Raw genomic sequence first — 25,463 nt, 5'->3', positions numbered from 1 at the left:
TAAGCTGGGAATGAGGAGTGCTATTTCAATAGATTCTGGGGCGGTGCTGGGCAGGTTGAAATATTGCCAGAATAAAAAAGCCAGTCAGTTTGCACCGACTGGCTTGGTAGTTAACAATCTAATCGTTAGCTGTGTAAACTTTTATTACAGTTTAGAGGCGTTTTCAGACAGGTATTTAGCTACGCCATCTGGAGATGCGCCCATACCTGCTTTACCTTTTTCCCACTGAGCAGGGCAAACGTCGCCGTGTTCTTCGTGGAATTGCAGTGCGTCAACCATACGCAGCATTTCGTCAATGTTACGGCCCAGTGGCAGGTCGTTAACCACTTGATGACGAACAACACCGTTTTTGTCGATCAGGAAAGAACCGCGCAGTGCAACACCCGCATCTGGGTGCTCAATGCCGTAGGCTTTCTGAATTTCACGTTTGATATCAGCAACCATTGGATATTTAACTTCACCAATACCGCCTTTATCGACCGGGGTTTTACGCCAAGCGTTGTGTACGAACTCGGAGTCAAAAGAAACACCAACAACTTCAACGCCACGTTTCTGGAATTCTTCGTAACGGTGGTCGAAAGCGATCAACTCTGAAGGACAAACGAAAGTGAAGTCCATTGGCCAGAAGAACAGGACTGCAGGGCGGCCGTTCAGGTGTTTTTTCAGGTTGAAGTTTTCAACGATTTCGCCGCTACCAAGAACAGCAGCTGCTGTAAAATCAGGGGCTTGACGAGTTACCAGAACCATAAATTACTCCTGTTAATTAGGGATGGATTAACCAGTTGTCTTAAAAGTATCGGCACAGCATAGGTATTTAAGCGCGATGAATAAAGGGATAAATACCGATTGTTGTGATAGCTTTTACCTATTGTTACAACGATTTTAGTTTCTTATTCTTGCTAAGATACCCATTCTTACAGAAAGCGCAAGTGACTTAGAATCAATAACCATACAATAAAGAATGTTTTAATCTAAATTTGTTTATCTTGTGCCTGCGACATCATTGCAGGATAAAAAGCCCAAAACAACTGCTCTAACGGCTGATAGTGTTGCTCTATATCGTGAAATGACCCTGCAAGTGCTGCCAGCTTTGGCCGTCGGTTAGCCATACCTTGTAACACATCAGCTATAAAGGGGAGTTCAGCGTAGCGTTCCAGCCAACGCTCAGGCCACAGATAGGCATTAAGGTTCTGAAACCGAGCCGGTGTTAGGGATAAATGTGGCAAAATTTGGCATTGCGCGTGCTCGATAAAATCGGGCAGCGAGCAGTTTGGCATCAGTTTATCCCAGTTGCGTGACAGAAAATGATCCCATAAAACATCCAGAGTAATAGGTGCAACTCGGCGATAGTCTGTACTGAAATAGCTACGGGCCTGTTTCACTAATGGCAATGTATCCGTCATCACATCAACGCGACGATGCATCATGATGCCAGCGACTATCTCAGGGGAGTATTCCCCTTGTGGATTACCGCGCACAAAATCGGCCAGCAAATTGCCCAATAAAGAGCTGTCAGCCAGTGTTGCAAGATGGAGGTGAGCAAGAAAATTCATGCGTTGAGTATAATGCAAATAGCCGCTAACTCTCCTTATTTCTTGCAGCCAGCCTTTCAGGGTTCTAGACTAACCGCCTATTTTTGTGAACCTGCCCCCTCATATCAGCGGGCTGGATCTGTTCTGATATAAAGTGGAAACCCATGCGCGTTGCCGATTTTTCTTTTGAGCTGCCAGAATCTCTTATTGCCCATTACCCTCAGCCCCAGCGTAGCGGTTGCCGCTTATTGTCACTGGATGGCCCAACAGGAGCACTAACGCACGGCATTTTTACTGATTTGCTGGATAAACTGGTGCCCGGCGATCTGCTGGTATTCAATAATACGCGGGTTATTCCGGCGCGTTTATTTGGCCGCAAAGCCAGCGGCGGCAAGCTTGAAGTGTTGGTAGAGCGCGTATTGGATGATCACCGTGTTCTGGCTCATGTCAAAGCGTCAAAAGCGCCTAAACCCGGTACTGAGCTACTGCTGGGTGACGATGAGAGTATCCATGCCACCATGATGGCACGCCATGACACACTATTTGAGTTGCGTTTTGATGATGAGCGGGATGTTTTCACTATTTTGGATGCAGTCGGCCATATGCCTTTGCCTCCTTATATAGACCGACCTGATGAGGATGCCGATCGCGAGCTATACCAAACGGTGTACAGCCAGCGCCTGGGGGCAGTGGCAGCGCCGACCGCCGGTTTACATTTTGATGAACCGATGTTGGCCGCTTTGCGGGAAAAAGGCATTGAGATGGCTTTTGTTACCTTGCATGTCGGCGCGGGGACGTTCCAGCCAGTGCGAGTAGAAACAATTGAAGATCACATCATGCATTCTGAGTATGCCGAAGTGTCGCAAGAAGTGGTTGATGCAGTTCTGGCCTGTAAGGCCCGTGGTAATCGGGTCGTTGCGGTGGGTACCACATCAGTACGTTCATTGGAAAGTGCCGCCAAGGCGAGCGATAATGGCCTGATTGCCCCTTTCTTTGGTGATACCAGAATCTTTATTTATCCGGGTTATCACTATCATATTGTTGACGCATTAATAACCAATTTCCATTTACCTGAATCAACATTGATAATGTTAGTTTCTGCTTTTGCTGGCTATAAAAATACTATGAATGCTTATCAGCAGGCGGTTGCAGAGCAATATCGCTTTTTCAGTTACGGTGATGCCATGTTTATCACCCGTAATCCACAGGCAAGCAGCGAAATGATATCCCTGGACGGCCCGGCTAATCAGTAGCCTTATGCCGATACTTTTTTCTGGGAATTACATCCCCTAAACCCGCATATGTGATTACTCCCTGAAACACCCGGAGTCAGGCCGCATCTGTCTCCGGGGTAAATGTTGGTTAATGGCCTTTGGCTGCATCTTCAATCAACGCAATAATTTCATTGGGATGGGAAGCCAAAGAGGCGTGGCTGGAGTCCAGACGAATGGTTTTCTTCGGTTTCATACGTTCTGTAAACCACTGCTGAGTTTCTGGCGGTATCATATGGTCCTGATTGGACATCTGATACCAACTAGGTTTGGTTTTCCAAGCCGGTTCTGCCGAGGTGTCTTCAAAACAACGACATGAAGTAGGCTTTTGCGCGGCAGTCATAATGATGGCTTCGTTTTTGTCTAAGTCGTGACAAAAACTTTCGTGGAATTTATCCCGTTTAATCCAAAGAAAACCATCAGGATCGGGAACAAGATTAGCCGCCCCGGAAGGGAGGTCGCGTAGTTGGAAAATACTGCCAAGGCTTTCGCCTTTATCCGGAGCAAAAGCGGCAACAAAGACCAGCCCAACGACATGAGGTAAATCACCAAGTTGGGAAATCACCATGCCCCCATAGGAATGACCCACCAAAATGGTAGGACCTTCCAATGAAGCAGCCAGCTTTCTTGTTCGTTCCACGTCATCCGACAACGATGTCAGTGGGTTTTGTACTGCATATACCGGATAATCTTTGTTGTGTAGCGTAGGAATAACATGACGCCAGTGAGAGCCGTCGCCCCATGCGCCGTGTACTAATAGGATATTCGGTTTTTTTGTCATTTATTGCCCCGTATTATCAGCAGGGATAATGAAAATAGGGTAGTGGGCAGATGGATATCTGCGGTGTCGCAGATTGATGAAAAGTATAGTTCAAGCATAACTTTTTATACGGATATCAGCCTATGTCACGCTGCTAATATCATCCACCAAGACGGCAAAGTATTATCGATAAAGTTGCACGCAAAATTATAGAATAATGCATATAACGATAAGTGCTACTTAAGCTGGCTGGCTTGTGTCGCGGGTGAATCAGTTGCTATCATGCGCTCCTTTTAATCACGCACCAGACTGTTTCTCTGATGCTGGAGGTTATGTGAAGTACGAATTACAAAAAACTGATGGGCGCGCCCGTCGTGGTCGTCTGGTATTTGAACGCGGTGTCGTAGAGACCCCGGCATTTATGCCGGTTGGCACCTACGGTACGGTAAAGGGAATGACGCCGGAAGAAGTGAAAGAAACCGGTGCGCAGATCCTGCTGGGGAACACTTTCCACCTGTGGTTACGCCCAGGTCAGGAAATTATGAAGCTGCACGGCGACTTGCATGATTTTATGCAGTGGCACGGCCCTATTCTGACTGACTCAGGCGGTTTCCAGGTATTCAGCCTAGGGGCGATGCGCAAAATCAAAGAAGAAGGGGTAACATTCCAAAACCCAATCAACGGCGATAAAGTGTTTCTCAGCCCAGAAAAATCGATGGAAATCCAGTATGATCTCGGCTCTGATATCGTGATGATTTTCGACGAATGCACTCCCTATCCAGCTGATTGGGATTATGCTAAACGTTCGATGGAAATGTCATTGCGTTGGGCCAAACGTAGTCGCGACCGCTTTGATGAATTGAACAATAAGAATGCTTTGTTCGGTATTATTCAGGGGGGCGTTTACGAAGATTTACGTGATGTATCGGTAAAAGGGCTGGTAGATATCGGTTTTGATGGTTACGCTGTGGGCGGCTTGGCGGTAGGTGAGCCAAAAGAAGATATGCACCGTATTTTGGAACATGTCTGCCCGCAGATTCCAGCAGATAAACCACGCTATTTAATGGGCGTTGGGAAACCTGAGGATTTGGTCGAAGGTGTACGTCGTGGCATCGATATGTTTGACTGCGTTATGCCAACACGTAATGCTCGTAACGGCCATTTGTTTGTCACTGACGGTGTCGTAAAAATCCGTAATGCCAAGCATAAGAGTGATACTGCAACGCTCGACGAACACTGTGATTGCTACACTTGTCGCAATTATAGCCGCGCTTACTTGCATCATCTCGACCGTTGTAACGAAATACTGGGTGCACGCCTGAATACCATTCATAACCTGCGTTACTATCAACGCTTAATGGCGGGTTTACGTCAGGCTATTGAAGAAGGTAAATTAGAGAGCTTCGTTGAAGATTTCTATGGTCGGATAGGAAAGCCTGTTCCACCACTATCTCCACAATTAAGTGATTGATTTTAAAATTATTGCCTTTGCAATTATGGACTAAACGGTTAGGATTTTGCGGTTGCTGATTTTAACACACTGATTTCACACTACTGATATTGATAACAATGAGGGAATTTTAATGAGTCTTTTCATTTCCGATGCTGTCGCATCCGCTGGGGCTCCGGCTCAGAGCAGCCCGTACTCCCTGGTGATTATGCTGGTGGTATTTGGTCTGATTTTTTACTTCATGATCCTGCGTCCACAGCAAAAACGTGCCAAAGAACACAAAAAACTGATGGATTCTATTGGTAAAGGTGATGAAGTGCTGACCACTGGTGGTTTGCTTGGTCGTGTTACTAAAGTTGCGGAAACAGGCTATATCGTTATCGCGCTGAACGACACCACTGAAGTGATGATCAAACGTGACTTCGTTGCTGCCGTTTTACCGAAAGGTACAATGAAAGCTCTGTAATTTTCGATTTTCCCGAAGGGAATTGCCGTGTTAAACCGTTATCCTTTGTGGAAGTATCTGATGTTGATCGTAGTGATCTTCGTCGGTCTGCTATACGCACTTCCCAACCTTTATGGTGAGGATCCGGCTGTTCAAATCACTGGTGCGCGAGGAATCGCCGCCAGTGAAACAACGCTGGTCCAAGTCCGTGACGTTTTAGAAAAAGACAACATAGCGAGCAAGTCTATTGCACTGGAAAATGGTGCAATCCTGGCTCGCTTTAGAGATCCTGACGTCCAGTTGCGCGCTCGTGAAGCACTTGTAGCTGCGATGGGGGACAAATACGTAATCGCACTGAACCTTGCTCCTGCAACCCCTTCGTGGCTTGCAAAATTGGGTGCAGAGCCGATGAAGCTTGGCCTTGACCTGCGTGGCGGTGTGCACTTCTTGATGGAAGTGGATATGGACACTGCGCTTGGCAAGCTACAAGAGCAAACGATGGATACTCTGCGCAGTGATTTGCGTGAGAAAAATATCCCGTATGCGACGGTGCGTAAATTGGATAATTATGGTGTTGAAGTGCGTTTCCGCGATGATAAAACTCGCGATGACGCTATCAGCTACCTTTCTCCTCGCCACCGTGATTTGGTGATTGGCTCCAATGGCAGCAATACGTTAAAAGCTGTGATGAGTGATGACCGTCTGCGGGAAGCGCGTGAATACGCCGTTCAGCAAAACATTACTATTCTGCGTAACCGGGTTAACCAATTAGGTGTAGCCGAGCCGTTGGTTCAGCGCCAGGGTTCAGATCGTATTGTCGTTGAGTTACCGGGTATTCAGGATACTGCACGTGCCAAAGAGATTCTTGGTGCAACTGCGACTCTGGAATTCCGTTTGGTTAACAGCAATGTTGACGCCTCCGTTGCTGCTTCCGGTCGTGTACCGGGTGATTCTGAAGTCAAAAACACGCGTGAAGGCCGCCCGGTTGTCTTGTACAAGCGCGTTATTCTGACCGGTGACCATATTACCGATTCGACTTCCAGCACCGACGAATATAACCAGGCTCAGGTTAATATCTCGCTCGATAGTGCCGGCGGTTCTGTTATGTCTAATTTTACTAAAGACAATATCGGCAAGCCGATGGCGACTTTGTTTGTAGAATATAAAGACAGCGGTAAAAAAGATGCTAATGGCCGAGCGGTTCTGGTTAAGCAGGAAGAAGTTATCAACGTCGCGACCATCCAGTCTCGCTTGGGTAACAGCTTCCGCATTACCGGTATCGATAATCCGGCTGAAGCTCGCCAGCTTTCTCTATTGCTGCGCGCTGGTGCATTGATTGCACCTATCCAGATTGTAGAAGAACGCACTATTGGACCAACTTTGGGATCTCAGAATATTACCCAAGGTTTGGAAGCTTGCTTGTGGGGCTTGGCGGTTTCTATCCTGTTTATGGTGGTTTACTACCGTAAATTTGGTGTGATTGCCAGTACTGCGCTGTTGGCGAACCTGGTGTTGATCGTGGGTGTGATGTCTCTGTTACCGGGGGCGACATTAACCATGCCGGGTATTGCCGGGATAGTGTTAACCCTAGCGGTGGCAGTTGATGCTAACGTTCTGATTAACGAGCGAATAAAAGAAGAGTACAAGAACGGGCGGACGATTCAGCAAGCGATTCATGAAGGGTACAAAGGTGCCTTCTCAAGTATCGTCGATGCGAACGTAACGACACTTATCACAGCGATTATTCTTTATGCTGTGGGTACCGGTTCGATTAAAGGCTTTGCCATTACAACGGCAATCGGTGTTGTAACGTCAATGTTCACCGCAATAGTCGGTACTCGTGCCATCGTCAACCTGCTTTACGGCGGCAAGCGCATTAACAAGCTGTCTATTTGAGGAGTACGTTGTGGCACAGGATTATACTGTTGAACAACTGAACTACGGCCGTAAAGTCTACGACTTTATGCGCTGGGATTATGTTGCTTTCGGCGTCTCATTGCTGTTGTTAGTGGCATCCATCGTGGTGATGTCCACTAAAGGGTTTAACTGGGGTTTGGATTTCACCGGTGGTACGGTGATTGAAATTTCCCTGGAGAAACCTGCGGATCTGGACCAGCTGCGTGACACATTAGAAGCAGCAGGCTTTGAATCGCCAATTCTGCAAAACTTTGGTAGCACCCGTGATGTGATGGTACGTATGCCACCCGCCACCGGAACTGCCGGGCAGGAATTAGGCAACAAAGTCATCTCTGTTATTAATGAGTCGGTTGATAAGAATGCATCGGTAAAACGTATCGAGTTCGTCGGGCCAAGTGTGGGCAGTGATTTAGCCCAGGCAGGCGGTATGGCGTTGATAGTCGCGTTACTGTGTATTCTGGTTTATGTCGGTTTCCGTTTTGAATGGCGTCTGGCACTGGGGGCGGTTATCGCCTTGGCGCATGACGTGGTTATTACCATGGGGATCTTGTCGTTATTCCATATCGAGATTGACCTAACCATCATCGCTTCATTGATGTCGGTTATTGGTTACTCACTTAACGACAGTATCGTGGTATCAGACCGTATTCGTGAGAACTTCCGCAAGATTCGCCGCGGTACGCCTTACGAAATCATGAACGTGTCTCTGACTCAGACCTTAAGCCGTACTATCATGACCTCTGCAACTACGCTGATGGTGGTATTGATGCTGTTTATCTTCGGTGGTGCGATGCTGCAAGGCTTCTCACTGACGATGCTGATCGGTGTTTCCATCGGTACTGTTTCATCTATCTACGTTGCGTCAGCACTGGCGTTGAAACTGGGTATGAAACGCGAGCATATGTTGCAGCAGAAAGTTGAGAAAGAAGGTGCTGATCAGCCTTCAATCCTGCCTTAAGTCGTAAACGATAGAACGTAAATAAGCCCTGATACTGGTATTGCCGGTATCAGGGTTTCTCATTTGTTGAACCAAGTTCGTAATGCTTCAATCAACATAAACTACCGCTTCCGCCCTTTGTTGTCCCGGCAGTTCGCGGTAAACTGTCACTAAGTTTAAGCTCACCCATCAGGAAGCGCTATGCATTGCCCGTTTTGTGCCGCTGTGGATACCAAAGTCATTGACTCCCGTCTAGTGAGCGATGGTTCGCAAGTGCGCCGTCGCCGCCAGTGTTTAGATTGTAATGAACGTTTTACCACTTTCGAAGTGGCTGAACTGGTGTTACCGCGCGTGATTAAAAGTGATGATGTGCGCGAGCCCTTTAATGAGGAAAAATTACGCCGTGGCATGCTGAAAGCATTGGAAAAACGGCCTGTCAGCTCTGATGATGTCGAAACGGCAATCAGTCACATTAAATCTCAGTTACGCGCCACCGGCGAGCGCGAAGTGCCTACCAAGATGGTGGGTAATCTGGTGATGGAAGCGCTGAAGCGCCTGGATAAAGTGGCCTATATCCGCTTTGCCTCGGTGTATCGCAGTTTTGAAGATATCCGCGAATTCGGCGAAGAAATTGCCCGCTTGCAGGATTAATCAACATAGCCGTCAAACCGTTAGCACCCTGCTAATTGCCACAACATAAAAGTAAGGAAAGCCATGCAGCCCGATGAATTCTATATGGCCCGTGCCTTTGAGTTGGCGCGGCTAGGGCGTTTTACCACGTCACCGAACCCTAATGTCGGGTGTGTTCTGGTGCGCGATGGCGAGATTGTCGGTGAGGGCTATCATTTACGAGCTGGCGAACCTCATGCCGAGGTGCATGCTTTAAGGATGGCGGGTGAGAAAGCGCGTGGAGCGACTGCCTATGTCACCCTCGAACCATGCAGCCACCACGGGCGTACGCCGCCATGTGCTGATGCTTTGCTTACTGCCGGCGTAAAACGCGTGGTAGCCGCGATGCAGGACCCTAATCCGCAGGTTGCCGGGCGCGGATTATATAAATTAAAGCAGGCTGGAGTTGAAGTCGATCACGGTTTAATGTTGGCGGAGGCTGAAGCCGTTAATCTCGGTTTTTTGAAACGGATGCGCACGGGTTTTCCTTACCTGCAATTGAAAATGGCTGCATCCCTGGATGGCCGCACCGCAATGGCCTCGGGTGAAAGTCAGTGGATTACTTCACCGCAAGCGCGCCAGGATGTGCAGCGTTTTCGGGCACAAAGCTCTGCTATTCTTAGCACCAGTGCCACCGTATTGGCTGATGATCCTGCGCTAACCGTGCGTTGGCAAGAGTTGGATGCGCAAACCCAAGCTCTCTATCCGCAAGATATGTTGCGCCAGCCGGTTCGAATTATCGCCGATAGCCATAACCGCGTGACGCCACAGCATAAAGTCATACAGCAAGACGGCCCGTGCTGGTTAGCTCGGGTTGAGGCAGATGAACAGTCATGGCCTAACAATGTCGAGCAATTGTTGCTACCACGTCATGGTAATGGGGTGGATTTAGTCTTATTAATGATGCAATTAGGTAAGCGGCAAATTAATTCTGTTTGGGTTGAAGCCGGGCCACAATTTGCGGGCGCGCTTTTGCAGGCGGGTGTGGTTGATGAGCTAATTCTGTATGTTGCACCAAAATTATTAGGTAGTGATGCCCGTGGGTTATGCCAGTTGGCTGGGCTCACCAGCCTGGCCGAAGCACCAGAGTTTGTATTCAGCGAAGTTCGTCAGGTGGGACCAGACTTACGTCTGCGCTTGAAACCGAAGTATTAATGAAATTATCTGGCAGGGATTCCCTCTGCTAATCATAGTCTTGCCAGTGTTTTACAAATGCGCAGGGGCAGGGCGTGAAAGAATATGATAGAATCCGCCCCCCTGCGGGGTATGAACCGATATTGAGGAAAGCTATGAACGTTATCGAAGGTGTTGTTGCTACTCCTAATGCCCGCGTGGCGATTGTAATTGCGCGTTTTAACAACTTTATCAACGACAGCCTGCTGGAAGGTGCTATTGATGCCCTGAAGCGCATTGGCCAGGTAGCGGATGACAACATCACTGTTGTTTGGGTTCCCGGTGCTTATGAATTGCCGCTGGTTGCTAATGTATTAGCAAAAACAAATCGTTACGATGCGGTAATTGCTTTAGGTACGGTTATCCGTGGGGGCACTGCGCACTTTGAATATGTTGCTGGTGAAGCGAGTTCTGGCCTATCAAGTGTAGCTATGAACAGCGACATTCCAGTAGCTTTCGGTGTGCTGACCACAGAAAGTATTGAGCAGGCAATTGAGCGTGCCGGTACTAAAGCAGGTAATAAAGGTGCAGAAGCTGCCCTGACCGCGCTTGAAATGATTAATGTAATCAAAGCTATTAAAGGCTGAATTTAGTTAAGTTAAGGGGAATTCCGTGAAACCTGCTGCTCGTCGCCGCGCTCGTGAGTGCGCTGTTCAAGCGCTCTACTCTTGGCAGTTGTCTAAAAACGACATCGCTGATGTTGAATTACAGTTCCTGTCTGAGCAGGATGTCAAAGATGTAGACATCGCCTATTTTCGCGAATTGCTGTCTGGGGTTGCCGTTAACGCAGCATCTCTGGATGCGCTAATGGCGCCTGTTCTTTCTCGCCAGCTCGAAGAATTAGGTCAGGTTGAAAGAGCCGTTCTGCGTATTGCGCTGTTTGAACTGAGCAAACGTGATGATGTCCCTTATAAAGTGGCGATCAATGAAGCGATCGAACTTGCCAAAACGTTCGGTGCTGCTGATAGCCATAAGTTCGTCAACGGGGTGCTGGATAAGGTCGCTCCGACGGTACGTAAGCGAAAGTAACTCGTTACATTAACGACTTGAATTGGGGCCGGTTTCCGGCCTTAATTTATTGATCAGTTAACATTTCTGGAATTGTATTATGGCATGTGGCGAATTTGACCTCATTGCCCGCTACTTTGACCGGTTCAGAAGTAATCGCCGGGATGTAGAACTGGGTATTGGAGACGACTGCGCACTTCTTACAGTGGCAGAGAAACAGCTGTTGGCCATCAGTACCGATACACTGGTGTCGGGTGTTCATTTCCTTCCGGATATCGATCCGGCCGATCTCGGATACAAATCTTTAGCGGTAAACCTTAGCGACTTAGCCGCTATGGGGGCCGACCCTGCCTGGTTATCTCTTGCACTGACCCTCCCTAATGTCAATGAAGATTGGCTGCAAGCATTCAGCGATAGCTTATTTGATCAGCTTAATTATTATGGCATGCAATTGATTGGTGGTGACACCACCCGTGGGCCACTGAGCCTGACCTTAACCATTCAAGGTTTAGTCCCTGAAGGACGAGCATTGAAGCGTGCTGGTGCTAGGATCGGTGACTGGATCTATGTGACTGGTACCTTGGGTGACAGTGCCGCTGGTTTGGCAATTTTGCAAAATGAGTTGCGGGTTGATGATGAGGCAGACAGAGCGGCGCTTATTCATCGCCATTTGCGGCCACAACCTCGAGTTTTACAAGGGCAGGCTTTGCGCTCACTAGCCAGTTCTGCCATTGATATTTCAGATGGTTTAATTTCTGACATACAACATATCCTCAAAGCCAGTGGTTGCGGTGCCCGCATCGAGTTAGATGCTTTGCCCTATTCTGATGCACTGAAACATCAGGTGGATGCTGAACAAGCTCTGCGCTGGGCCTTGAGTGGTGGTGAAGACTATGAACTGTGCTTTACCGTGCCAGAAATAAATCGTGGGGCGCTGAAAGTTGCATTGGGTCATACCGGGGCGGGGTACACGTGTATTGGTCAGATTGGTCCGCAATCGGAAGGAGTTAAATTTTTCCGTGAAGGTAAGGCGGTTGAAATGAATTTGCGTGGTTTCGACCATTTCTCAGCAGGTAAAACGCATGGATGAAGCTAAACGTCGTCTGCGGTTATCTAATCCGTGGCACTTGTTAGCAACGGGTTTTGGCAGCGGATTATCGCCGTGGGCACCAGGTACCATGGGATCAATTGCTGCCATTCCGTTCTGGTTATTATTGATTCAGTTACCTTGGCAACTTTACTCCCTTGCGGTGATGTTTAGCATTTGTATCGGTGTCTATATCTGCCATCGCACCGCCAAAGATATGCAAGTTCATGACCACGGTAGTATCGTGTGGGATGAATTTGTCGGGATGTGGATTACCTTGATGGCATTGCCGGTCAATGATTGGCAATGGATAGTTGCTGGTTTTGTGGCATTTCGTATTTTTGATATCTGGAAGCCTTGGCCGATTCGCTGGTTTGATCGTAATGTTCACGGTGGCATGGGGATCATGGTGGATGACATTATCGCCGGGGTGGTTGCGGCGGCGATTATTTTTGTCGTGGGGCACTACTGGCCAGCAGATCTGTTCTACTGATACCCGTCATCTTTCAAGTTACAGGTAAAAGCCGAACCAAGGGAAACACTCCGTTCGGGTCGTAGTGGCGTGAGCCACCGTAGTGCCCGTAGGAGTGGTCGCCCTTGGCTCACTTCTAATCTGTCTAAGTTACTCCAGCCATGCTTCAATCTGACTTTGTATTCCCGCAGCATCCAAACCACATTCTGCTCGCATTTCATCTTGTTCGCCTTGTGGAACAAAATGGTCTGGTAAGCCGAGATTCAATACTGGCACTAACTGGCGTTTTGCCATCAGTAGCTCATTCACACCACTGCCCGCGCCGCCCATAATGGCATTTTCTTCAACTGTAACCAAAATCTGGTGGCTAGCAGCCAGTTCCAGTACTAACTCTTCATCCAATGGTTTAACGAAACGCATATCTACCAGAGTTGCATTCAGATTCTCTGCTACGATTTGCGCCTGAGCGAGCAATGTCCCAAAGCACAGAATGGCCACTTTTTCACCCTCGCGGCGCACGATCCCTTTACCAATCGACATTATTGCCAATGGTTCAAGCACTGCACCAGTACCATTGCCACGCGGGTACCGTACTGCCGCTGGCCCATTGTGGTGATAGCCGGTGTGCAGCATCTGACGGCACTCGTTCTCATCACTTGGGGTCATAATGACCATGTTAGGGATGCATCGCATGAATGATAGATCGAACGCGCCTTGATGAGTTTGACCATCTGCACCCACCAAGCCGCCTCGGTCAATGGCGAATAGAACCGGCAGATTCTGGATGGCTACATCGTGGATCAACTGGTCATAAGCCCGTTGCAGGAAAGTGGAGTAGATAGCAACGATAGGTTTATAGCCACCAATTGCCAAACCGGCAGCAAAGGTCACTGCATGCTGCTCGGCTATCGCTACATCAAAATACTGCTGCGGATATTCACGCGAGAAGCGCACCATCCCCGAGCCTTCGCGCATTGCTGGCGTTACGGCCATTAACTGGCTGTCTTTGGCAGCGGTTTCACATAACCATTCACCAAAAATCTTGGAGTAGGTGGGGACATTGCCTTGGCTTTTTGGCAGTGTGCCGGAGGCCGGATCAAATTTTGGTACGGCGTGCCAGCCGATGGGATCTTTTTCAGCCGGTGCGTAGCCTTTGCCCTTTTTGGTCATGATATGTAACAGTTGCGGGCCTTTCAGGCTGCGCATATTTTTCAATGTTTGCGTCAGCGCTTGCACGTCGTGACCATCAACCGGGCCGATATAATTAAAACCTAACTCTTCAAATAAGGTACTGGGCACCACCATACCTTTTAGGTGTTCTTCGGTACGTTTCAGCAAATCTTTAATCGGCGGTAAACCCGAAAATGCTTTTTTGCCACCTTCACGCAGACTGGCGTAAAGCTTGCCAGATAATAACTGCGCCAAATGGTTATTCAGGCCGCCAACATTTTCTGAGATAGACATTTCGTTATCGTTAAGAATAACTAGCATGTCTGAGTGGATATCACCCGCATGATTCATGGCTTCAAAAGCCATTCCTGCTGTGATAGCACCATCACCAATCACACACACGGTACGCCGCCCTTTACCTTCACGCTCCGCAGCTACCGCCATGCCTAAGCCAGCACTGATGGACGTTGAGGAGTGGCCGACAGAAAGGACGTCATATTCACTTTCGCCACGCCAAGGGAAAGGATGCAAACCATCCTTTTGGCGAATAGTCCCTATTTGCTCGCGGCGGCCCGTCAATATTTTGTGCGGATAAGCCTGATGGCCGACGTCCCACACCAAACTATCAAACGGCGTATTGTAGACGTAATGCAACGCGACAGTCAGCTCGACCACACCTAACCCTGAGGCAAAATGCCCACTGGATCGGCTGACAGAGGCAAGCAAATACTGCCGCAGTTCATCACATAACTTCGGCAGACTTTCTTTCGGCAACATGCGCAGTTCTTCGGGATTTTCTGCAAGTGCCAATGTCGGGTATTTGGCTATATCAAGACTCATTCGATGCTCATATCAAAAGGTTAAGTAGGCATTGACTCACTGCCAGCATATTTCTAATTATCACGCTCAATAATAAAACAGGCTAACGCCTGTAGTGGCGCTATGTTATAGGATTGCGCCGACAGCGCATTCAGGGCGCTAAGTGCTTCCTGATAAAGATCGATGGCTTTGGCTTTGGCGCAATCTAGCCCCATAAGGGCCGGATAAGTGCTTTTCCCGTGTTGCTGATCAGAACCTTGGCGTTTACCAATTGTAGCTGTATCGCCGATAACATCTAAAATATCGTCTTGCACCTGAAAGGCCAGACCGATTGCATTTGCATAACGGTCAAGTAAGGGTAGAGCTTCGCGCCCTGGGAAACCAGCAGTCAGCGCACCGAGACGAACTGCGGCGCGAATAAGTGCTCCGGTTTTATGACGATGGATCTTCTCAAGGTCATCCAGTGTTATCTGACGGGATTCAGCTTCCAGATCCAATGCCTGACCACCGCACATACCGGCAACACCGCTGGCATGGGCTAATTCTGCAATCATCGAAAGCCGATCTTTATCAGCCACATCGGGCATTGGTGCTTCTGCCAGGATAGAAAATGCCAGAGTTTGCAGGGCATCACCGGCCAAAATGGCATTGGCCTCACCAAACTTCACATGGCAAGTCGGTTGTCCACGGCGTAAATCATCGTCATCCATCGCCGGCAAATCATCATGAATTAATGAATAAGCATGGATACATTCAATTGCCGCTGCTGGGGCATCCAGATTGGCCAGTGACAGACCGAACATTTGGCCGGTGGCATAAACCAGATAAGGGCGCAACCGCTTACCACCGAGCACAGCGCCATAGCGCATCGCCTCAACCAAATCACTTTTGCCAAACGGCAGGGGCGCAATAAAATCCAACATAGCCTGATTGACTCGCTGCTGGTGTGCGGCAAGCTGTTGATTAAAATCAACTGAGGATGAGGTGTTAGACATAAGACTACTCAGCATCCGGGGTGAAGGGGGCGAGTGGTGCATCAACTTCATCACTCAGAAGAATCTGAACGCGCTGTTCGGCTTGTAATAATGTCTGCTGCCCAAGACGCGCTAGTTGTACGCCGCGCTCAAACTCATTTAACGCTTCTTCCAGTGGGAGTTCGCCTGACTCCAGGCGAGTAACAATCTGTTCCAGTTCGCTGAGCGATGTTTCAAAACTGGCAGCTTTGGTTTCAGGTGATGCGGCTTTTTTCGGCATAGTTTTTATTTAACTCGATATTTTTTATGAAACGTAACCTTGATGGCGCGTAACGTCTTCTGATGGCAGAGAGCAACTCTTAAGGCCAAAAGCTTATTACCAGCTATTCTAGCGGATAATGAAGGGGAAATCGTGACGTTTAAGTCTGGTTTTTAGTACGCAGCCACGCATCATATAGTGATATACTCTACGGCTTGCATTTTTTCGCTAACGCCTTTGACTGTCGCTATCGACAGCGACACCATCACTCCATAACCAGACAACTAAAGACTGCCATGAAGTTTATCATTAAATTGTTCCCAGAAATCACCATCAAGAGTCAATCTGTGCGATTGCGCTTCATTAAGATCCTCACAACCAATATTCGCAACGTATTGAAAAACCTTGAGGACGATACCCTCGCGGTTGTACGTCATTGGGATCATATTGAAATCCGTACTAAAGATGACAATCTTGGGCCACAGATTTGTGATGCCCTGACTCGTATCCCAGGAATTCACCATATTCTCGAAGTGGAAGATCGCAGCTACACCGATATGCACAATATATTTGAGCAAACGCTGGAAGCTTATCGCGAAACACTGGTCGGAAAAACATTCTGTGTTCGGGTAAAACGTCGTGGTAAACATGAATTTTCCTCCGGGGATGTCGAGCGCTATGTCGGCGGTGGCCTGAACCAACATATAGAAAGTGCCAAAGTTAAGCTGACCCATCCTCAGGTGACCGTTCATTTAGAAATTGATCAGGACAAACTGACACTGATCAAGGCGCGTCATGAAGGATTGGGGGGGTTCCCAATTGGTACACAGGAAGATGTTTTATCTCTGATTTCAGGTGGCTTTGACTCCGGTGTATCTAGCTATATGCTGATGCGTCGTGGCTGTCGCGTGCATTATTGTTTCTTCAATCTGGGTGGCTCTGCCCATGAGATTGGGGTGAAGCAAGTAGCTCATTATCTGTGGAATCGTTTTGGTAGCTCCCACCGGGTGCGTTTTCTTGCTATCGATTTCGAACCAGTGGTGGGCGAAATCCTCGAAAAAGTCGAAGATGGTCAGATGGGCGTGGTGTTGAAACGCATGATGGTGCGCGCAGCATCTCAGGTGGCAGAGAGCTATGGCGTGCAGGCATTAGTCACCGGTGAAGCATTAGGGCAGGTATCCAGCCAGACACTGACTAACTTGCGTTTAATTGATAATGCTTCTGACACCCTGATCTTGCGCCCGCTGATTTCTCATGACAAAGAGCACATCATCAATCTGGCGCGTGAAATCGGTACCGAAGATTTCGCTAAAACCATGCCAGAATATTGCGGCGTGATTTCAAAAAGCCCAACGGTGAAAGCGGTTAAGGCTAAGATTGAAGAAGAAGAATCTCACTTTGATTTCTCTATTTTGGAGCGAGTGGTCAGTGAAGCCAAGAACGTCGATATCCGTGAAATCGCCGAACAAAGTCGTGAACAGGTCGTTGAAGTTGAAACGGTTGCAGAGTTGGCGGATACCGATGTGTTGCTGGATATTCGTGCTCCTGATGAGCAAGATGAAAAGCCACTGAAGTTGGATGGGATTGAAGTCCGTGCGTTGCCGTTTTATAAGCTGAGTTCGCAATTTGCTGATTTGGATCAGAGCAAGAGCTATCTGTTGTATTGCGACCGCGGTGTAATGAGCCGTTTACAGGCTTTGTATCTGCGTGAGCAGGGCTATACCAATGTGAAAGTTTACCGCCCTTAAAGGTGATAGGTTAACGGCTACTGCGCGTGTGGATTTTGGGATTGCGCTGTGCTCGAACTCCTCACGTACTTCGTGTACGCTCCGGGTTCTGCGCGCAGGGCGCACCCAAACTCCTTTCGCTCGCTACGCCTTGTTGGGGATAGCGAACAACCCTGTGGGTTCAAGTCCGAAGGGTATAGTTATAAATCCCTGGCGGTAGTACCAACTGCCAGGCGATCTCTTCTGCTTTTTCTCGTCCGAGCAGCAAAAAAACAATCTTTAGCGCAAAATCGATGGAGGTTCCTGGCCCCTGGCTCGTGACCAGATTGACTCGCCGGTCATAAACAACACGTTGATCCATCCATTTTGTTGAGTCAATTTTGTCTTTTAATGCCGGAAAACCAGTCATATTGCCAACCGGGAATAACTTGTGATGCTCAAGCACCAAAGCGGGGGCGGCGCAAATGGCGGCAACCAAACGGCCCTCTTTATGCGTTTGTTCTACGGTAGCAACTAACAATGGACTGTCGCGGAAATATTCCGCGCCCTTAATTCCCCCGGGCAGGACAACTACATCAAACTTTTGATCTGCCACATCCACCAGGCGGGTGTCGGCCAGTAAACGGACGCCGCGTGAACAGACGATTTCCAGTGCGCCATCACTGGCGACACTGGCTGTTGTGACATGAATGCCTGCGCGCACCAGAATATCAATCGTGGTGACCGCCTCGGTTTCTTCACTACCAGGAGCCAGGCAAACCAGCGCCGATACGCTCATACTCATTTTCCTTACGTTTAATTAAATCATACAACCGGGCATTCTCCGGCAGAGTCATACCGTGATTCCTGGCGCGTCGCAGTAAGTAACCGGTGATGTAGTCAATCTCAGTGTGCCGCTGGCAACGCAAATCCTGTAGCAGTGACGAGACATTATCGGCAGTACTCTGGATCACATTGTTGACGTAGCTAAGCAGGCTTTCTGTTGAGGTATGATAGCCCTCCATCTCCATTACGCTGGCGACTTCAGTACATAACCGCTCAATCAGTTCTGGATAGCGCTGTAAATCACCATTACGGCAGTTATACAGGCCGGTAAGCGGATTAATAACGCAGTTTACAGCCAGTTTTTGCCAGCAGGCCGCCGAGATATCATTGTGCCAGGCCACGTCCGGCAAAGCCTGATGTAAGATATCTGCCAGGTTACTGATATCGGTCGCAATAGGAGACATCGGGCCAATATGGGTGATACCGCTGGCGACATGGACAATTGTGTTGCCATCACGTCGCGCAGCGTGAGTGGTCACACCGTGGAGAAAAAGATGATCATCTCTGGGTAATTCTTCCTGCGTACCCATCCCATTATGTAACAGTAAAATCTTACATTCGGGATTGAGCTTAGGCAGTAAGGCCGTGATGGCACTGGAAACTTGCCACGCTTTTAAGCAAACCAGTAATAATTCACTTTTCGACAAATGCTCAGGATCGTTAGTGGGGAGATTTTGATTGAATGCGTCACCGCCTAACAATATGACATTAACTGAACAGAAAGGCTGTGGCACACGAAGCCAGCCTTGCACATCGTGGCCCTGCTGGTAGAGCGCTGATAACCATAACTGCCCGAGAGCTCCGCAACCAAGCACAGTAATTTTCATTGAGACCTCCTTGGTGTAGGCGGAAAGCATACTGCTTGTTTCTAAGTGTTATGCTTTGATTATAGACTTTTTGGTCATTAAACGCAGAGTTAGCTATAAACCGGTTTACCAAAAACCGTGAGTGAGTTGAGCAATTCTCAGCGGCTTGACTTTGTCTGTAGGGATAAAGCGGTTATTATGCTCGCCATTCATCTTATCAGGAGGAGGGAATATGCCATCTTTCGACATCGTATCTGAAATTGATATGCAGGAAGTGCGTAACGCAGTTGAAAACGCCACCCGTGATCTGGCGAACCGTTGGGATTTTCGTAATGTTCCAGCGAGTTTTGAGTTAAATGAAAAGAACGAAAGTATCAAAGTTGTCAGTGAATCTGATTTCCAGGTCGAGCAGCTGTTGGATATTTTACGTGCTCAACTGAGTAAGCGCGGGATTGAAGGGGCTGCACTGGAGATTCCGGAAGAAATGGATCGCAGTGGCAAAACCTACAGTGTGGAAGCTAAGCTGAAGCAAGGTATTGAAAGTGTGCAAGCGAAGAAGCTGGTTAAGCTGATTAAAGACAGCAAGCTGAAAGTTCAGGCACAAATTCAGGGCGAACAGGTCCGGGTCACCGGCAAAGCCCGCGATGATTTGCAGAGTGTGATGGCATTAATTCGTGGCGCTGATCTGGGCCAGCCATTCCAGTTCAATAACTTCCGCGACTAGTATTTAGCTAAATTAGGTACAAAAGTATCGATCACTTTTGTACCTGCTTTTGTTTATAACGCGTTAACGAGCTCTTCCAACTGGCTGCGATTAGTTTTTTTGGTATCGACTTTGACGTAAGCACTACGCTCGGCTCTTACCACTACTGCTTCAGTGACGCCGGGTTGTGCTCTAATTCGCTCTTCCAACGCTGAGTCTTTTACCGCCAATTCGGACAAGGTAATTCGCAAGCTACTGACATAAGGTGGCTCTTGCATCGTGGCACTCACGCCAAACCACACCAGCGCGATAACAGTCCCAGCGGCAAATACCATACTTGCCCCTTCCATACCAAAAAGCCATCCGCCTACACTGCCACCGATAGCCACACCAATAAACTGGCTGGTGGAGTAAATCCCCATAGCGGTACCTTTATAGCCTGCTGGCGATTCTTTACTGATCAATGATGGCAATATTGCTTCCATTACATTGAAAGCAATAAAGAATAACTGCACCCCGGCTATGATGATCCACAGTTGTTGCCCGGCAGACCACAGCACCACTTCGGCGGCAAGCAGCACAGCGACACAGCCCATGAAGACCTGCTTCATCCGGCGTTTGACTTCAGCATAAATAATAAACGGCACGACTGCGGCGAAGGATACCAACATGGTCACCAGATAGACAATCCAGTGTTGGGCCGGAGCCAAACCGGCACTGGCCATAATCTGTGGTAAAGCAACGAAGCTCGACATCAATAAAATGTGCAAACACATGATGCCGAAATTGAGTTTGAGGAGTCGACTGTTGTTGAGTACTTTGCTCACGCTACCTTTGACGATACTGGATTCGCGATTAAGCACATGGGTATCAGCATCCGGTACTACGGCTAATGTAATAACAATACCTAACAGTGCCAGTATCGCTATTGCCCAGAACAGGGCATGCAAGCCAAAAGCGTGAGTGACAATCGGCCCCAGCACCATCGCGATGGCAAAAGTAATACCAAAGCTAACACCAATAAAAGCCATCGCTTTGGTACGATTTTGCTCACGAGTCAAGTCAGACAGCAGTGCCATGACTGCGGCAGCGATAGCACCAGAGCCCTGTAATGCGCGACCCAGAATGATGCCCCAGATAGAGTCACTCAGTGCGGCAATCAGACTTCCCAGCGCAAATATCAATAAACCACCGACGATCAGTGGCTTACGGCCAATACGATCAGAAACTAGCCCAAATGGAATCTGAAAAATGGCCTGAGCCAGACCGTAAATACCAATGGCGATACCAATCAATGCTTCGCTAGCACCGGAAAGCGCCATGCCATAAGTGGTGAGAACGGGGAGAACCATAAACATGCCGAGCATGCGCAAAGAAAATACCGTACCCAGCCCCCAGGTTGCCCGGAGCTCTAGCGGGGTCATTTTATTGTCGTTCATTACCACCTCAAAAAAACATTCTGCGCCATTGTAATGATGTTAGGGCCAGTGGGTAAATCTATTGATGTTTAGAATGTATTACAGGCGAGTTTTTAGTTAACAGTAGGGCAGAGGAGAAATAAAAAATGGCTGGTAGGAATAGCCCACCAGCCATTTTTATCACAACAGGGTTGAAGTTATCCGACGTAAGTCAGTAATCCAGCCGAGGAAGGAACATTGAAATCAACCGACATCATGACGCTCAATGATGTAATAGCAATGATAGAGAATACAAAGAGTTTTCTCGCCCAAACGCTATCATTGGTCGCTTTATAACCGCGCAACGCCATACCCAACCACCAGACACTAACCGCAGCAGCGACAACCAGGTATTTGTAACCGGCATAGCCACTTAAGGTCAGCATCAAGGTGGCAACCATAAATGCCAAGATATAAAGAGTAATATGGTTTTTAGTCACCGATATTCCTTTTATCACCGGCAAAACCGGAATGTTGGCAGCTTGATAATCCTTAAAGCGGAAAATCGCGATGGCATAAGAGTGTGGCATTTGCCACAGGCTGAAGATAAGCAACAGGATCAAAGCACCCATATCGAACTGCCCGGTAACGGCACAGTAACCAATCACTGGAGGTGCGGCACCTGATAGGCTGCCAATCAATGTGCCGTAGACGGATTTGCGCTTCATGTAGAGGCTATAAACCCCGACGTAAATCACGAATCCAATCACAGCCAGCCACATGGCTAACGGGTTAGCGCCAACATAGAGCAGTAGCATGCCAGCAATACCCAGTATCGAAGCATAAATCAGGCTTATTTTCGGATCGATAAGCCCTTTTACCAGGACACGATTCTTTGTTCTCTCCATGATGCGATCGATATCACGGTCGATATAGTTGTTAAATACGCACCCGGAGGCAACAACTAACGAGACACCGAACAGGGTGGCGAGAAAAAGTGGGTAATCAATCACGCCTTTGGAAGCGAGGAGAAATCCCCCAACGACAGAAATTAAATTGCCGAAAATAATTCCTGGTTTAGTTACTTGCAGGTATTGCTTAATCATCACATGCAGCTCTTCAGTCAACCATCATATTGATGTTGAGGTTGTACATAATCCAGAGTGAGCCCACAACAACGATTGCGATAATCATAGCGGTGAACAGGAACGCCACCAGATTCCAACGTTCTTCTGACGATCCATTCATATGCAGGAAGTACACCAGGTGCACGATAATCTGCACTACGGCTAAACCGACCACTGTGGCCAGAATAGTCGTATGGGAAGCGGTACCGCTCATCACCATAGCAAATGGAATAACTGTCAGAATGACCGACAGAATGAAGCCAATAATATATGACTTCAAGCTACCGTGGCTGGCTCCACCGTGAGTCGTTGTTGAATGACTAGATGTTGGATGGCTCATCACATAGCTCCTAACAGATAGACAACGGTGAATACGCAGATCCAGACCACATCCAGGAAGTGCCAGAACAAGCTCAGACACATCAGACGGGTACGGTTCGTTTCATTCAGGCCGCGTTTTGCTACTTGAATCATCATAATGATGATCCAAACCAGGCCAGCAGTAACGTGAATACCGTGGGTGGCTACCAGCGCGAAGAAGCTAGACAGGAACGCACTGCGATCCGGGCCGTAGCCTTCAGCAATCAGGTGATGGAATTCATAGATTTCCATTGCCACAAAGCCCAGACCGAACAGGAAGGTTAGACCTAACCAGGTGTTAACCTGGCTTTTGTGGCCTTTGTTCATGCCCAGCATAGCGATGCCGTAAGTAATACTACTGAACAGTAACAGGAAGGTTTCAACCAGAACAAAGTTCAAGTCGAAGATATCCCGGCCTGAAGGGCCGCCAGCTGTCCCGTTTACCAGCACTGCATAAGTTGCAAACAATGTCGCAAACAAAATACAGTCGCTCATCAGGTAGATCCAGAAGCCGAAGACTTTCGTCGCTCCTGCATCGTGATGCCCATGCTCTGCATGGGCGACGTTATGGTTAGTCAGAGTTTCAGTTGACATGATTCACGCCTGCTTTGCTGATTTGTTCATGATGAAGATCTTCAATGCGCTCCACTTCTGCAACCGGCACATAGTAATCAACATCCTCGTCGAAGCTTTTCACAATCCAGGTCACAATCATACCGACGAAGCCAACAATGGCCAGCCACCAGATGTACCAGATCATGGCAAAGCCGAAGATCAAGCTGAATCCAGCAATAATCACACCTGCACCGGTATTCTTCGGCATGTGGATTTCTTCGTATTTCGCTGGGCGTTTGTATGCTTCGCCTTTCTCTTTCATATCCCAGAATTCGTCACGGTCTGTCACTTCAGGTACAACGGCGAAGTTATAGAACGGCGGTGGGGAAGAGGTAGACCACTCCAGCGTACGGCCACCCCATGGATCACCAGTCAGATCGCGATTTTGTTCGCGGTCACGGATACTGACGAATACCTGGATAACCTGACACAAGATACCGCAAGCAATCAGTGCTGCACCGCCAGCTGCCACCATCAACATCGGGTGGAATTCCGGGTTGATGTCTTGGCTCAGACGACGGGTCATACCCATAAAGCCCAAGACATACAGCGGCATGAAGGCAACGAAGAAGCCGATAATCCAGAACCAGAATGCACGGATGCCCCATTTCTCATTCAGCGTAAAGCCGAAGGACTTAGGCCACCAGTAAGTCAGGCCAGCGAAGCAACCGAACACCACACCACCGATAATCACGTTATGGAAGTGAGCAATCAGGAACAAGCTGTTATGCAGCACGAAGTTTGCGCCCGGTACCGCCAACAGAACGCCGGTCATCCCACCAATAGAGAAGGTGATGATGAAGCCAACAGTCCACAGCATCGCGGAGTTAAACTGAATGCGGCCTTGGTACATGGTGAACAGCCAGTTGAATATTTTCACCCCTGTTGGGATAGAAATAATCATCGTTGCTATACCGAAGAAGGCGTTAACGTTGGCACCTGACCCCATGGTAAAGAAGTGGTGGAGCCAAACAATAAACGACAGTACGGTAATCGCGATGGTTGCCCACACTAAAGAGGTATAACCAAACAGGCGTTTTCTTGAGAAGGTCGCGGTAACCTCGGAGAATACCCCGAATACCGGCAGAACCAGAATGTACACTTCCGGATGGCCCCAGGCCCAAATCAGGTTGATGTACATCATCATGTTGCCACCCATATCATTGGTAAAGAAATGGGTGCCAAGGTAGCGGTCCAAAGTCAGTAACGCGACGGTCACAGTCAGGATCGGGAAAGAAACGATAATCAAAATGTTGGTGCAAAGTGCCGCCCATGTGAAGACTGGCATCTTCATCATCGACATGCCAGGAGCACGCATTTTCAAAATAGTGGCGAAGAAGTTAACACCGGTCAGCAAGGTACCTAAACCAGAAATCTGTAGACTCCAGATCCAGTAATCGACCCCGACACCTGGGTTGTACTCTTTACCTGACAGTGGCGGATAGGCCAACCAACCGGTTTGCGCGAATTCACCGACCCCCAGAGAGATGTTAATTAACACCACCCCGACGACAAAGAACCAGAAACTCAGGGAGTTCAGGAACGGGAAGGCAACGTCACGAGCACCGATTTGTAGCGGTACGACTATGTTCATCAAACCCACTACGAAAGGCATCGCCATGAAGAAAATCATGATAACGCCGTGAGCGGTGAAAATCTGATCGTAGTGATGAGGCGGCAGGAAGCCAGCTTCACCAGCGGAAGCAAGTGCTTGCTGGCTACGCATCATGATGGCGTCGGCAAAACCACGCAGAAGCATGACCATGGCGACCAGAATGTACATGATACCGATTTTTTTATGGTCAACCGAGGTCAACCATTCGCTCCATAACCATTTCCACTTGCCGAAATAGGTCAGGAGGGCAACAAGAGCCGCCCCGCCCAGAACAATTGCAGCAACGGTAACCATAATGATTGGTTCGTGTAGCGGAACCGCATCAAGTGTTAATTTTCCCAACAT

At 48.4% G+C, this 25,463-nt stretch carries 26 protein-coding genes; 13 read left to right on the top strand and 13 right to left on the bottom strand.

Going from position 1 to position 25,463, the window contains the following annotated elements; all coding sequences use genetic code 11:
* Positions 1-144: 144 nt before the first annotated feature.
* Complete coding sequence (locus ACF3VQ_RS15535; protein ID WP_004707520.1) at positions 145-747, bottom strand: peroxiredoxin C; 603 nt, start codon at positions 745-747, stop codon at positions 145-147.
* Between the two features lie 224 nt (positions 748-971).
* Positions 972-1,553, bottom strand: a complete 582-nt coding sequence (locus tag ACF3VQ_RS15530) for an ACP phosphodiesterase (protein WP_392435620.1) — start codon at positions 1,551-1,553, stop codon at positions 972-974.
* 143 nt (positions 1,554-1,696) lie between these two features.
* Here ACF3VQ_RS15530 and queA point away from each other — a divergent pair, with 143 nt between their 5' ends.
* Positions 1,697-2,785 carry a tRNA preQ1(34) S-adenosylmethionine ribosyltransferase-isomerase QueA gene (gene queA, locus ACF3VQ_RS15525; protein ID WP_392432044.1) on the top strand — a complete coding sequence of 363 codons (1,089 nt, stop codon included), beginning with the start codon at positions 1,697-1,699 and terminating at the stop codon, positions 2,783-2,785.
* Between the two features lie 109 nt (positions 2,786-2,894).
* Here the strand turns inward: queA and ACF3VQ_RS15520 are convergent, their stop codons facing one another.
* The gene (locus ACF3VQ_RS15520) at positions 2,895-3,584 is read right to left on the bottom strand and encodes an alpha/beta hydrolase (RefSeq protein ID WP_392432042.1); all 690 of its coding nucleotides are present in this window, start codon (positions 3,582-3,584) and stop codon (positions 2,895-2,897) included.
* A 313-nt stretch (positions 3,585-3,897) separates the two neighbouring features.
* On the opposite strand from ACF3VQ_RS15520, the gene tgt reads away from it, so the two are divergent.
* From tgt to pgpA, 10 genes are all read left to right on the top strand, one after another.
* Positions 3,898-5,034, top strand: a complete 1,137-nt coding sequence (gene tgt, locus ACF3VQ_RS15515) for a tRNA guanosine(34) transglycosylase Tgt (protein ID WP_005166606.1) — start codon at positions 3,898-3,900, stop codon at positions 5,032-5,034.
* Positions 5,035-5,146: 112 nt separating this feature from the next.
* Complete coding sequence (gene yajC / locus ACF3VQ_RS15510; RefSeq protein ID WP_005166605.1) at positions 5,147-5,479, top strand: preprotein translocase subunit YajC; 333 nt, start codon at positions 5,147-5,149, stop codon at positions 5,477-5,479.
* Positions 5,480-5,506: 27 nt separating this feature from the next.
* Positions 5,507-7,354 (top strand): protein translocase subunit SecD, encoded by a 1,848-nt coding sequence (secD, locus tag ACF3VQ_RS15505; protein WP_392432039.1) that lies wholly within the window; start codon positions 5,507-5,509, stop codon positions 7,352-7,354.
* A gap of 10 nt (positions 7,355-7,364) precedes the next feature.
* On the top strand, positions 7,365-8,333 hold the full coding sequence (secF, locus tag ACF3VQ_RS15500) for a protein translocase subunit SecF (RefSeq protein ID WP_013649437.1): 969 nt from the start codon (positions 7,365-7,367) through the stop codon (positions 8,331-8,333).
* Between the two features lie 180 nt (positions 8,334-8,513).
* Complete coding sequence (gene nrdR, locus ACF3VQ_RS15495) at positions 8,514-8,963, top strand: transcriptional regulator NrdR (RefSeq protein WP_004716459.1); 450 nt, start codon at positions 8,514-8,516, stop codon at positions 8,961-8,963.
* Positions 8,964-9,026: 63 nt separating this feature from the next.
* Positions 9,027-10,136, top strand: coding sequence for a bifunctional diaminohydroxyphosphoribosylaminopyrimidine deaminase/5-amino-6-(5-phosphoribosylamino)uracil reductase RibD (gene ribD / locus ACF3VQ_RS15490; RefSeq protein WP_392432037.1), 1,110 nt, complete (start codon positions 9,027-9,029; stop codon positions 10,134-10,136).
* Between the two features lie 134 nt (positions 10,137-10,270).
* Positions 10,271-10,741 carry a 6,7-dimethyl-8-ribityllumazine synthase gene (ribE, locus tag ACF3VQ_RS15485; RefSeq protein ID WP_392435618.1) on the top strand — a complete coding sequence of 157 codons (471 nt, stop codon included), beginning with the start codon at positions 10,271-10,273 and terminating at the stop codon, positions 10,739-10,741.
* Between the two features lie 25 nt (positions 10,742-10,766).
* Positions 10,767-11,183 carry a transcription antitermination factor NusB gene (gene nusB / locus ACF3VQ_RS15480; protein ID WP_005166503.1) on the top strand — a complete coding sequence of 139 codons (417 nt, stop codon included), beginning with the start codon at positions 10,767-10,769 and terminating at the stop codon, positions 11,181-11,183.
* A gap of 79 nt (positions 11,184-11,262) precedes the next feature.
* The gene (gene thiL, locus ACF3VQ_RS15475; protein WP_392432035.1) at positions 11,263-12,252 is read left to right on the top strand and encodes a thiamine-phosphate kinase; all 990 of its coding nucleotides are present in this window, start codon (positions 11,263-11,265) and stop codon (positions 12,250-12,252) included.
* Positions 12,245-12,742 (top strand): phosphatidylglycerophosphatase A, encoded by a 498-nt coding sequence (pgpA, locus tag ACF3VQ_RS15470; protein WP_019081315.1) that lies wholly within the window; start codon positions 12,245-12,247, stop codon positions 12,740-12,742. The genes thiL and pgpA overlap by 8 nt, the downstream gene beginning before the upstream one ends.
* A gap of 129 nt (positions 12,743-12,871) precedes the next feature.
* On the opposite strand, the gene dxs is transcribed toward pgpA, so the two are convergent.
* Genes dxs through xseB form a run of 3 tightly spaced genes read right to left on the bottom strand, consistent with a single transcriptional unit; the run spans position 12,872 to position 15,964 of the window.
* The gene (dxs, locus tag ACF3VQ_RS15465) at positions 12,872-14,731 is read right to left on the bottom strand and encodes a 1-deoxy-D-xylulose-5-phosphate synthase (protein ID WP_392432033.1); all 1,860 of its coding nucleotides are present in this window, start codon (positions 14,729-14,731) and stop codon (positions 12,872-12,874) included.
* Between the two features lie 53 nt (positions 14,732-14,784).
* Complete coding sequence (ispA, locus tag ACF3VQ_RS15460; RefSeq protein ID WP_392432032.1) at positions 14,785-15,705, bottom strand: (2E,6E)-farnesyl diphosphate synthase; 921 nt, start codon at positions 15,703-15,705, stop codon at positions 14,785-14,787.
* A 4-nt stretch (positions 15,706-15,709) separates the two neighbouring features.
* Positions 15,710-15,964, bottom strand: a complete 255-nt coding sequence (gene xseB, locus ACF3VQ_RS15455; RefSeq protein WP_392432031.1) for an exodeoxyribonuclease VII small subunit — start codon at positions 15,962-15,964, stop codon at positions 15,710-15,712.
* Positions 15,965-16,239: 275 nt separating this feature from the next.
* Here xseB and thiI point away from each other — a divergent pair, with 275 nt between their 5' ends.
* Complete coding sequence (gene thiI, locus ACF3VQ_RS15450) at positions 16,240-17,691, top strand: tRNA uracil 4-sulfurtransferase ThiI (RefSeq protein ID WP_392432029.1); 1,452 nt, start codon at positions 16,240-16,242, stop codon at positions 17,689-17,691.
* A 160-nt stretch (positions 17,692-17,851) separates the two neighbouring features.
* Here thiI and yajL read toward each other — a convergent pair whose 3' ends face one another.
* Both yajL and panE read right to left on the bottom strand, forming a co-directional pair.
* On the bottom strand, positions 17,852-18,448 hold the full coding sequence (gene yajL, locus ACF3VQ_RS15445) for a protein deglycase YajL (RefSeq protein ID WP_392432027.1): 597 nt from the start codon (positions 18,446-18,448) through the stop codon (positions 17,852-17,854).
* On the bottom strand, positions 18,411-19,322 hold the full coding sequence (gene panE / locus ACF3VQ_RS15440) for a 2-dehydropantoate 2-reductase (protein WP_392432025.1): 912 nt from the start codon (positions 19,320-19,322) through the stop codon (positions 18,411-18,413). The genes yajL and panE overlap by 38 nt, the downstream gene beginning before the upstream one ends.
* 211 nt (positions 19,323-19,533) lie before the next feature.
* Here panE and ACF3VQ_RS15435 point away from each other — a divergent pair, with 211 nt between their 5' ends.
* Complete coding sequence (locus ACF3VQ_RS15435) at positions 19,534-20,025, top strand: YajQ family cyclic di-GMP-binding protein (protein ID WP_005182170.1); 492 nt, start codon at positions 19,534-19,536, stop codon at positions 20,023-20,025.
* Positions 20,026-20,078: 53 nt separating this feature from the next.
* Here ACF3VQ_RS15435 and ACF3VQ_RS15430 read toward each other — a convergent pair whose 3' ends face one another.
* The 5 genes from ACF3VQ_RS15430 to cyoB all read right to left on the bottom strand — a co-directional run bounded on the left by ACF3VQ_RS15430 (position 20,079) and on the right by cyoB (position 25,463).
* Entirely contained in the window at positions 20,079-21,443 is a 1,365-nt protein-coding gene (locus tag ACF3VQ_RS15430; RefSeq protein WP_392432023.1) for an MFS transporter, read from the bottom strand.
* Positions 21,444-21,619: 176 nt separating this feature from the next.
* Positions 21,620-22,507, bottom strand: coding sequence for a heme o synthase (cyoE, locus tag ACF3VQ_RS15425; RefSeq protein WP_392432021.1), 888 nt, complete (start codon positions 22,505-22,507; stop codon positions 21,620-21,622).
* A gap of 13 nt (positions 22,508-22,520) precedes the next feature.
* Positions 22,521-22,868, bottom strand: a complete 348-nt coding sequence (locus ACF3VQ_RS15420) for a cytochrome o ubiquinol oxidase subunit IV (RefSeq protein WP_005163527.1) — start codon at positions 22,866-22,868, stop codon at positions 22,521-22,523.
* The gene (locus tag ACF3VQ_RS15415; RefSeq protein ID WP_392432019.1) at positions 22,868-23,482 is read right to left on the bottom strand and encodes a cytochrome o ubiquinol oxidase subunit III; all 615 of its coding nucleotides are present in this window, start codon (positions 23,480-23,482) and stop codon (positions 22,868-22,870) included. Before ACF3VQ_RS15415 ends, ACF3VQ_RS15420 begins: the two co-directional genes overlap by 1 nt.
* The gene (gene cyoB / locus ACF3VQ_RS15410; protein ID WP_392432018.1) at positions 23,472-25,463 is read right to left on the bottom strand and encodes a cytochrome o ubiquinol oxidase subunit I; all 1,992 of its coding nucleotides are present in this window, start codon (positions 25,461-25,463) and stop codon (positions 23,472-23,474) included. Before cyoB ends, ACF3VQ_RS15415 begins: the two co-directional genes overlap by 11 nt.

This window comes from Yersinia fenwicki (assembly GCF_043099325.1).
GTDB lineage: Bacteria > Pseudomonadota > Gammaproteobacteria > Enterobacterales > Enterobacteriaceae > Yersinia.
Note: the sequence above shows the minus strand (reverse complement) of the source record. Positions and strands in the feature narration are given on the sequence as shown.

Bases quoted from the DNA above. Each gene is read 5' to 3' on its own strand.
- ACF3VQ_RS15415 (WP_392432019.1), bottom strand. From the start codon at position 23,482: ATGTCAACTGAAACTCTGACTAACCATAACGTCGCCCATGCAGAGCAT.
- ACF3VQ_RS15520 (WP_392432042.1), bottom strand. From the start codon at position 3,584: ATGACAAAAAAACCGAATATCCTATTAGTACACGGCGCATGGGGCGAC.
- cyoE (WP_392432021.1), bottom strand. From the start codon at position 22,507: ATGATTAAGCAATACCTGCAAGTAACTAAACCAGGAATTATTTTCGGC.
- ACF3VQ_RS15530 (WP_392435620.1), bottom strand. From the start codon at position 1,553: ATGAATTTTCTTGCTCACCTCCATCTTGCAACACTGGCTGACAGCTCT.
- ACF3VQ_RS15535 (WP_004707520.1), bottom strand. From the start codon at position 747: ATGGTTCTGGTAACTCGTCAAGCCCCTGATTTTACAGCAGCTGCTGTT.
- ribE (WP_392435618.1), top strand. From the start codon at position 10,271: ATGAACGTTATCGAAGGTGTTGTTGCTACTCCTAATGCCCGCGTGGCG.
- pgpA (WP_019081315.1), top strand. From the start codon at position 12,245: ATGGATGAAGCTAAACGTCGTCTGCGGTTATCTAATCCGTGGCACTTG.
- ACF3VQ_RS15435 (WP_005182170.1), top strand. From the start codon at position 19,534: ATGCCATCTTTCGACATCGTATCTGAAATTGATATGCAGGAAGTGCGT.
- xseB (WP_392432031.1), bottom strand. From the start codon at position 15,964: ATGCCGAAAAAAGCCGCATCACCTGAAACCAAAGCTGCCAGTTTTGAA.
- cyoB (WP_392432018.1), bottom strand. From the start codon at position 25,463: ATGTTGGGAAAATTAACACTTGATGCGGTTCCGCTACACGAACCAATC.
- queA (WP_392432044.1), top strand. From the start codon at position 1,697: ATGCGCGTTGCCGATTTTTCTTTTGAGCTGCCAGAATCTCTTATTGCC.
- ACF3VQ_RS15420 (WP_005163527.1), bottom strand. From the start codon at position 22,868: ATGAGCCATCCAACATCTAGTCATTCAACAACGACTCACGGTGGAGCC.
- ribD (WP_392432037.1), top strand. From the start codon at position 9,027: ATGCAGCCCGATGAATTCTATATGGCCCGTGCCTTTGAGTTGGCGCGG.
- thiI (WP_392432029.1), top strand. From the start codon at position 16,240: ATGAAGTTTATCATTAAATTGTTCCCAGAAATCACCATCAAGAGTCAA.
- panE (WP_392432025.1), bottom strand. From the start codon at position 19,322: ATGAAAATTACTGTGCTTGGTTGCGGAGCTCTCGGGCAGTTATGGTTA.
- yajC (WP_005166605.1), top strand. From the start codon at position 5,147: ATGAGTCTTTTCATTTCCGATGCTGTCGCATCCGCTGGGGCTCCGGCT.
- dxs (WP_392432033.1), bottom strand. From the start codon at position 14,731: ATGAGTCTTGATATAGCCAAATACCCGACATTGGCACTTGCAGAAAAT.
- yajL (WP_392432027.1), bottom strand. From the start codon at position 18,448: ATGAGCGTATCGGCGCTGGTTTGCCTGGCTCCTGGTAGTGAAGAAACC.
- ispA (WP_392432032.1), bottom strand. From the start codon at position 15,705: ATGTCTAACACCTCATCCTCAGTTGATTTTAATCAACAGCTTGCCGCA.
- nrdR (WP_004716459.1), top strand. From the start codon at position 8,514: ATGCATTGCCCGTTTTGTGCCGCTGTGGATACCAAAGTCATTGACTCC.
- ACF3VQ_RS15430 (WP_392432023.1), bottom strand. From the start codon at position 21,443: ATGAACGACAATAAAATGACCCCGCTAGAGCTCCGGGCAACCTGGGGG.
- thiL (WP_392432035.1), top strand. From the start codon at position 11,263: ATGGCATGTGGCGAATTTGACCTCATTGCCCGCTACTTTGACCGGTTC.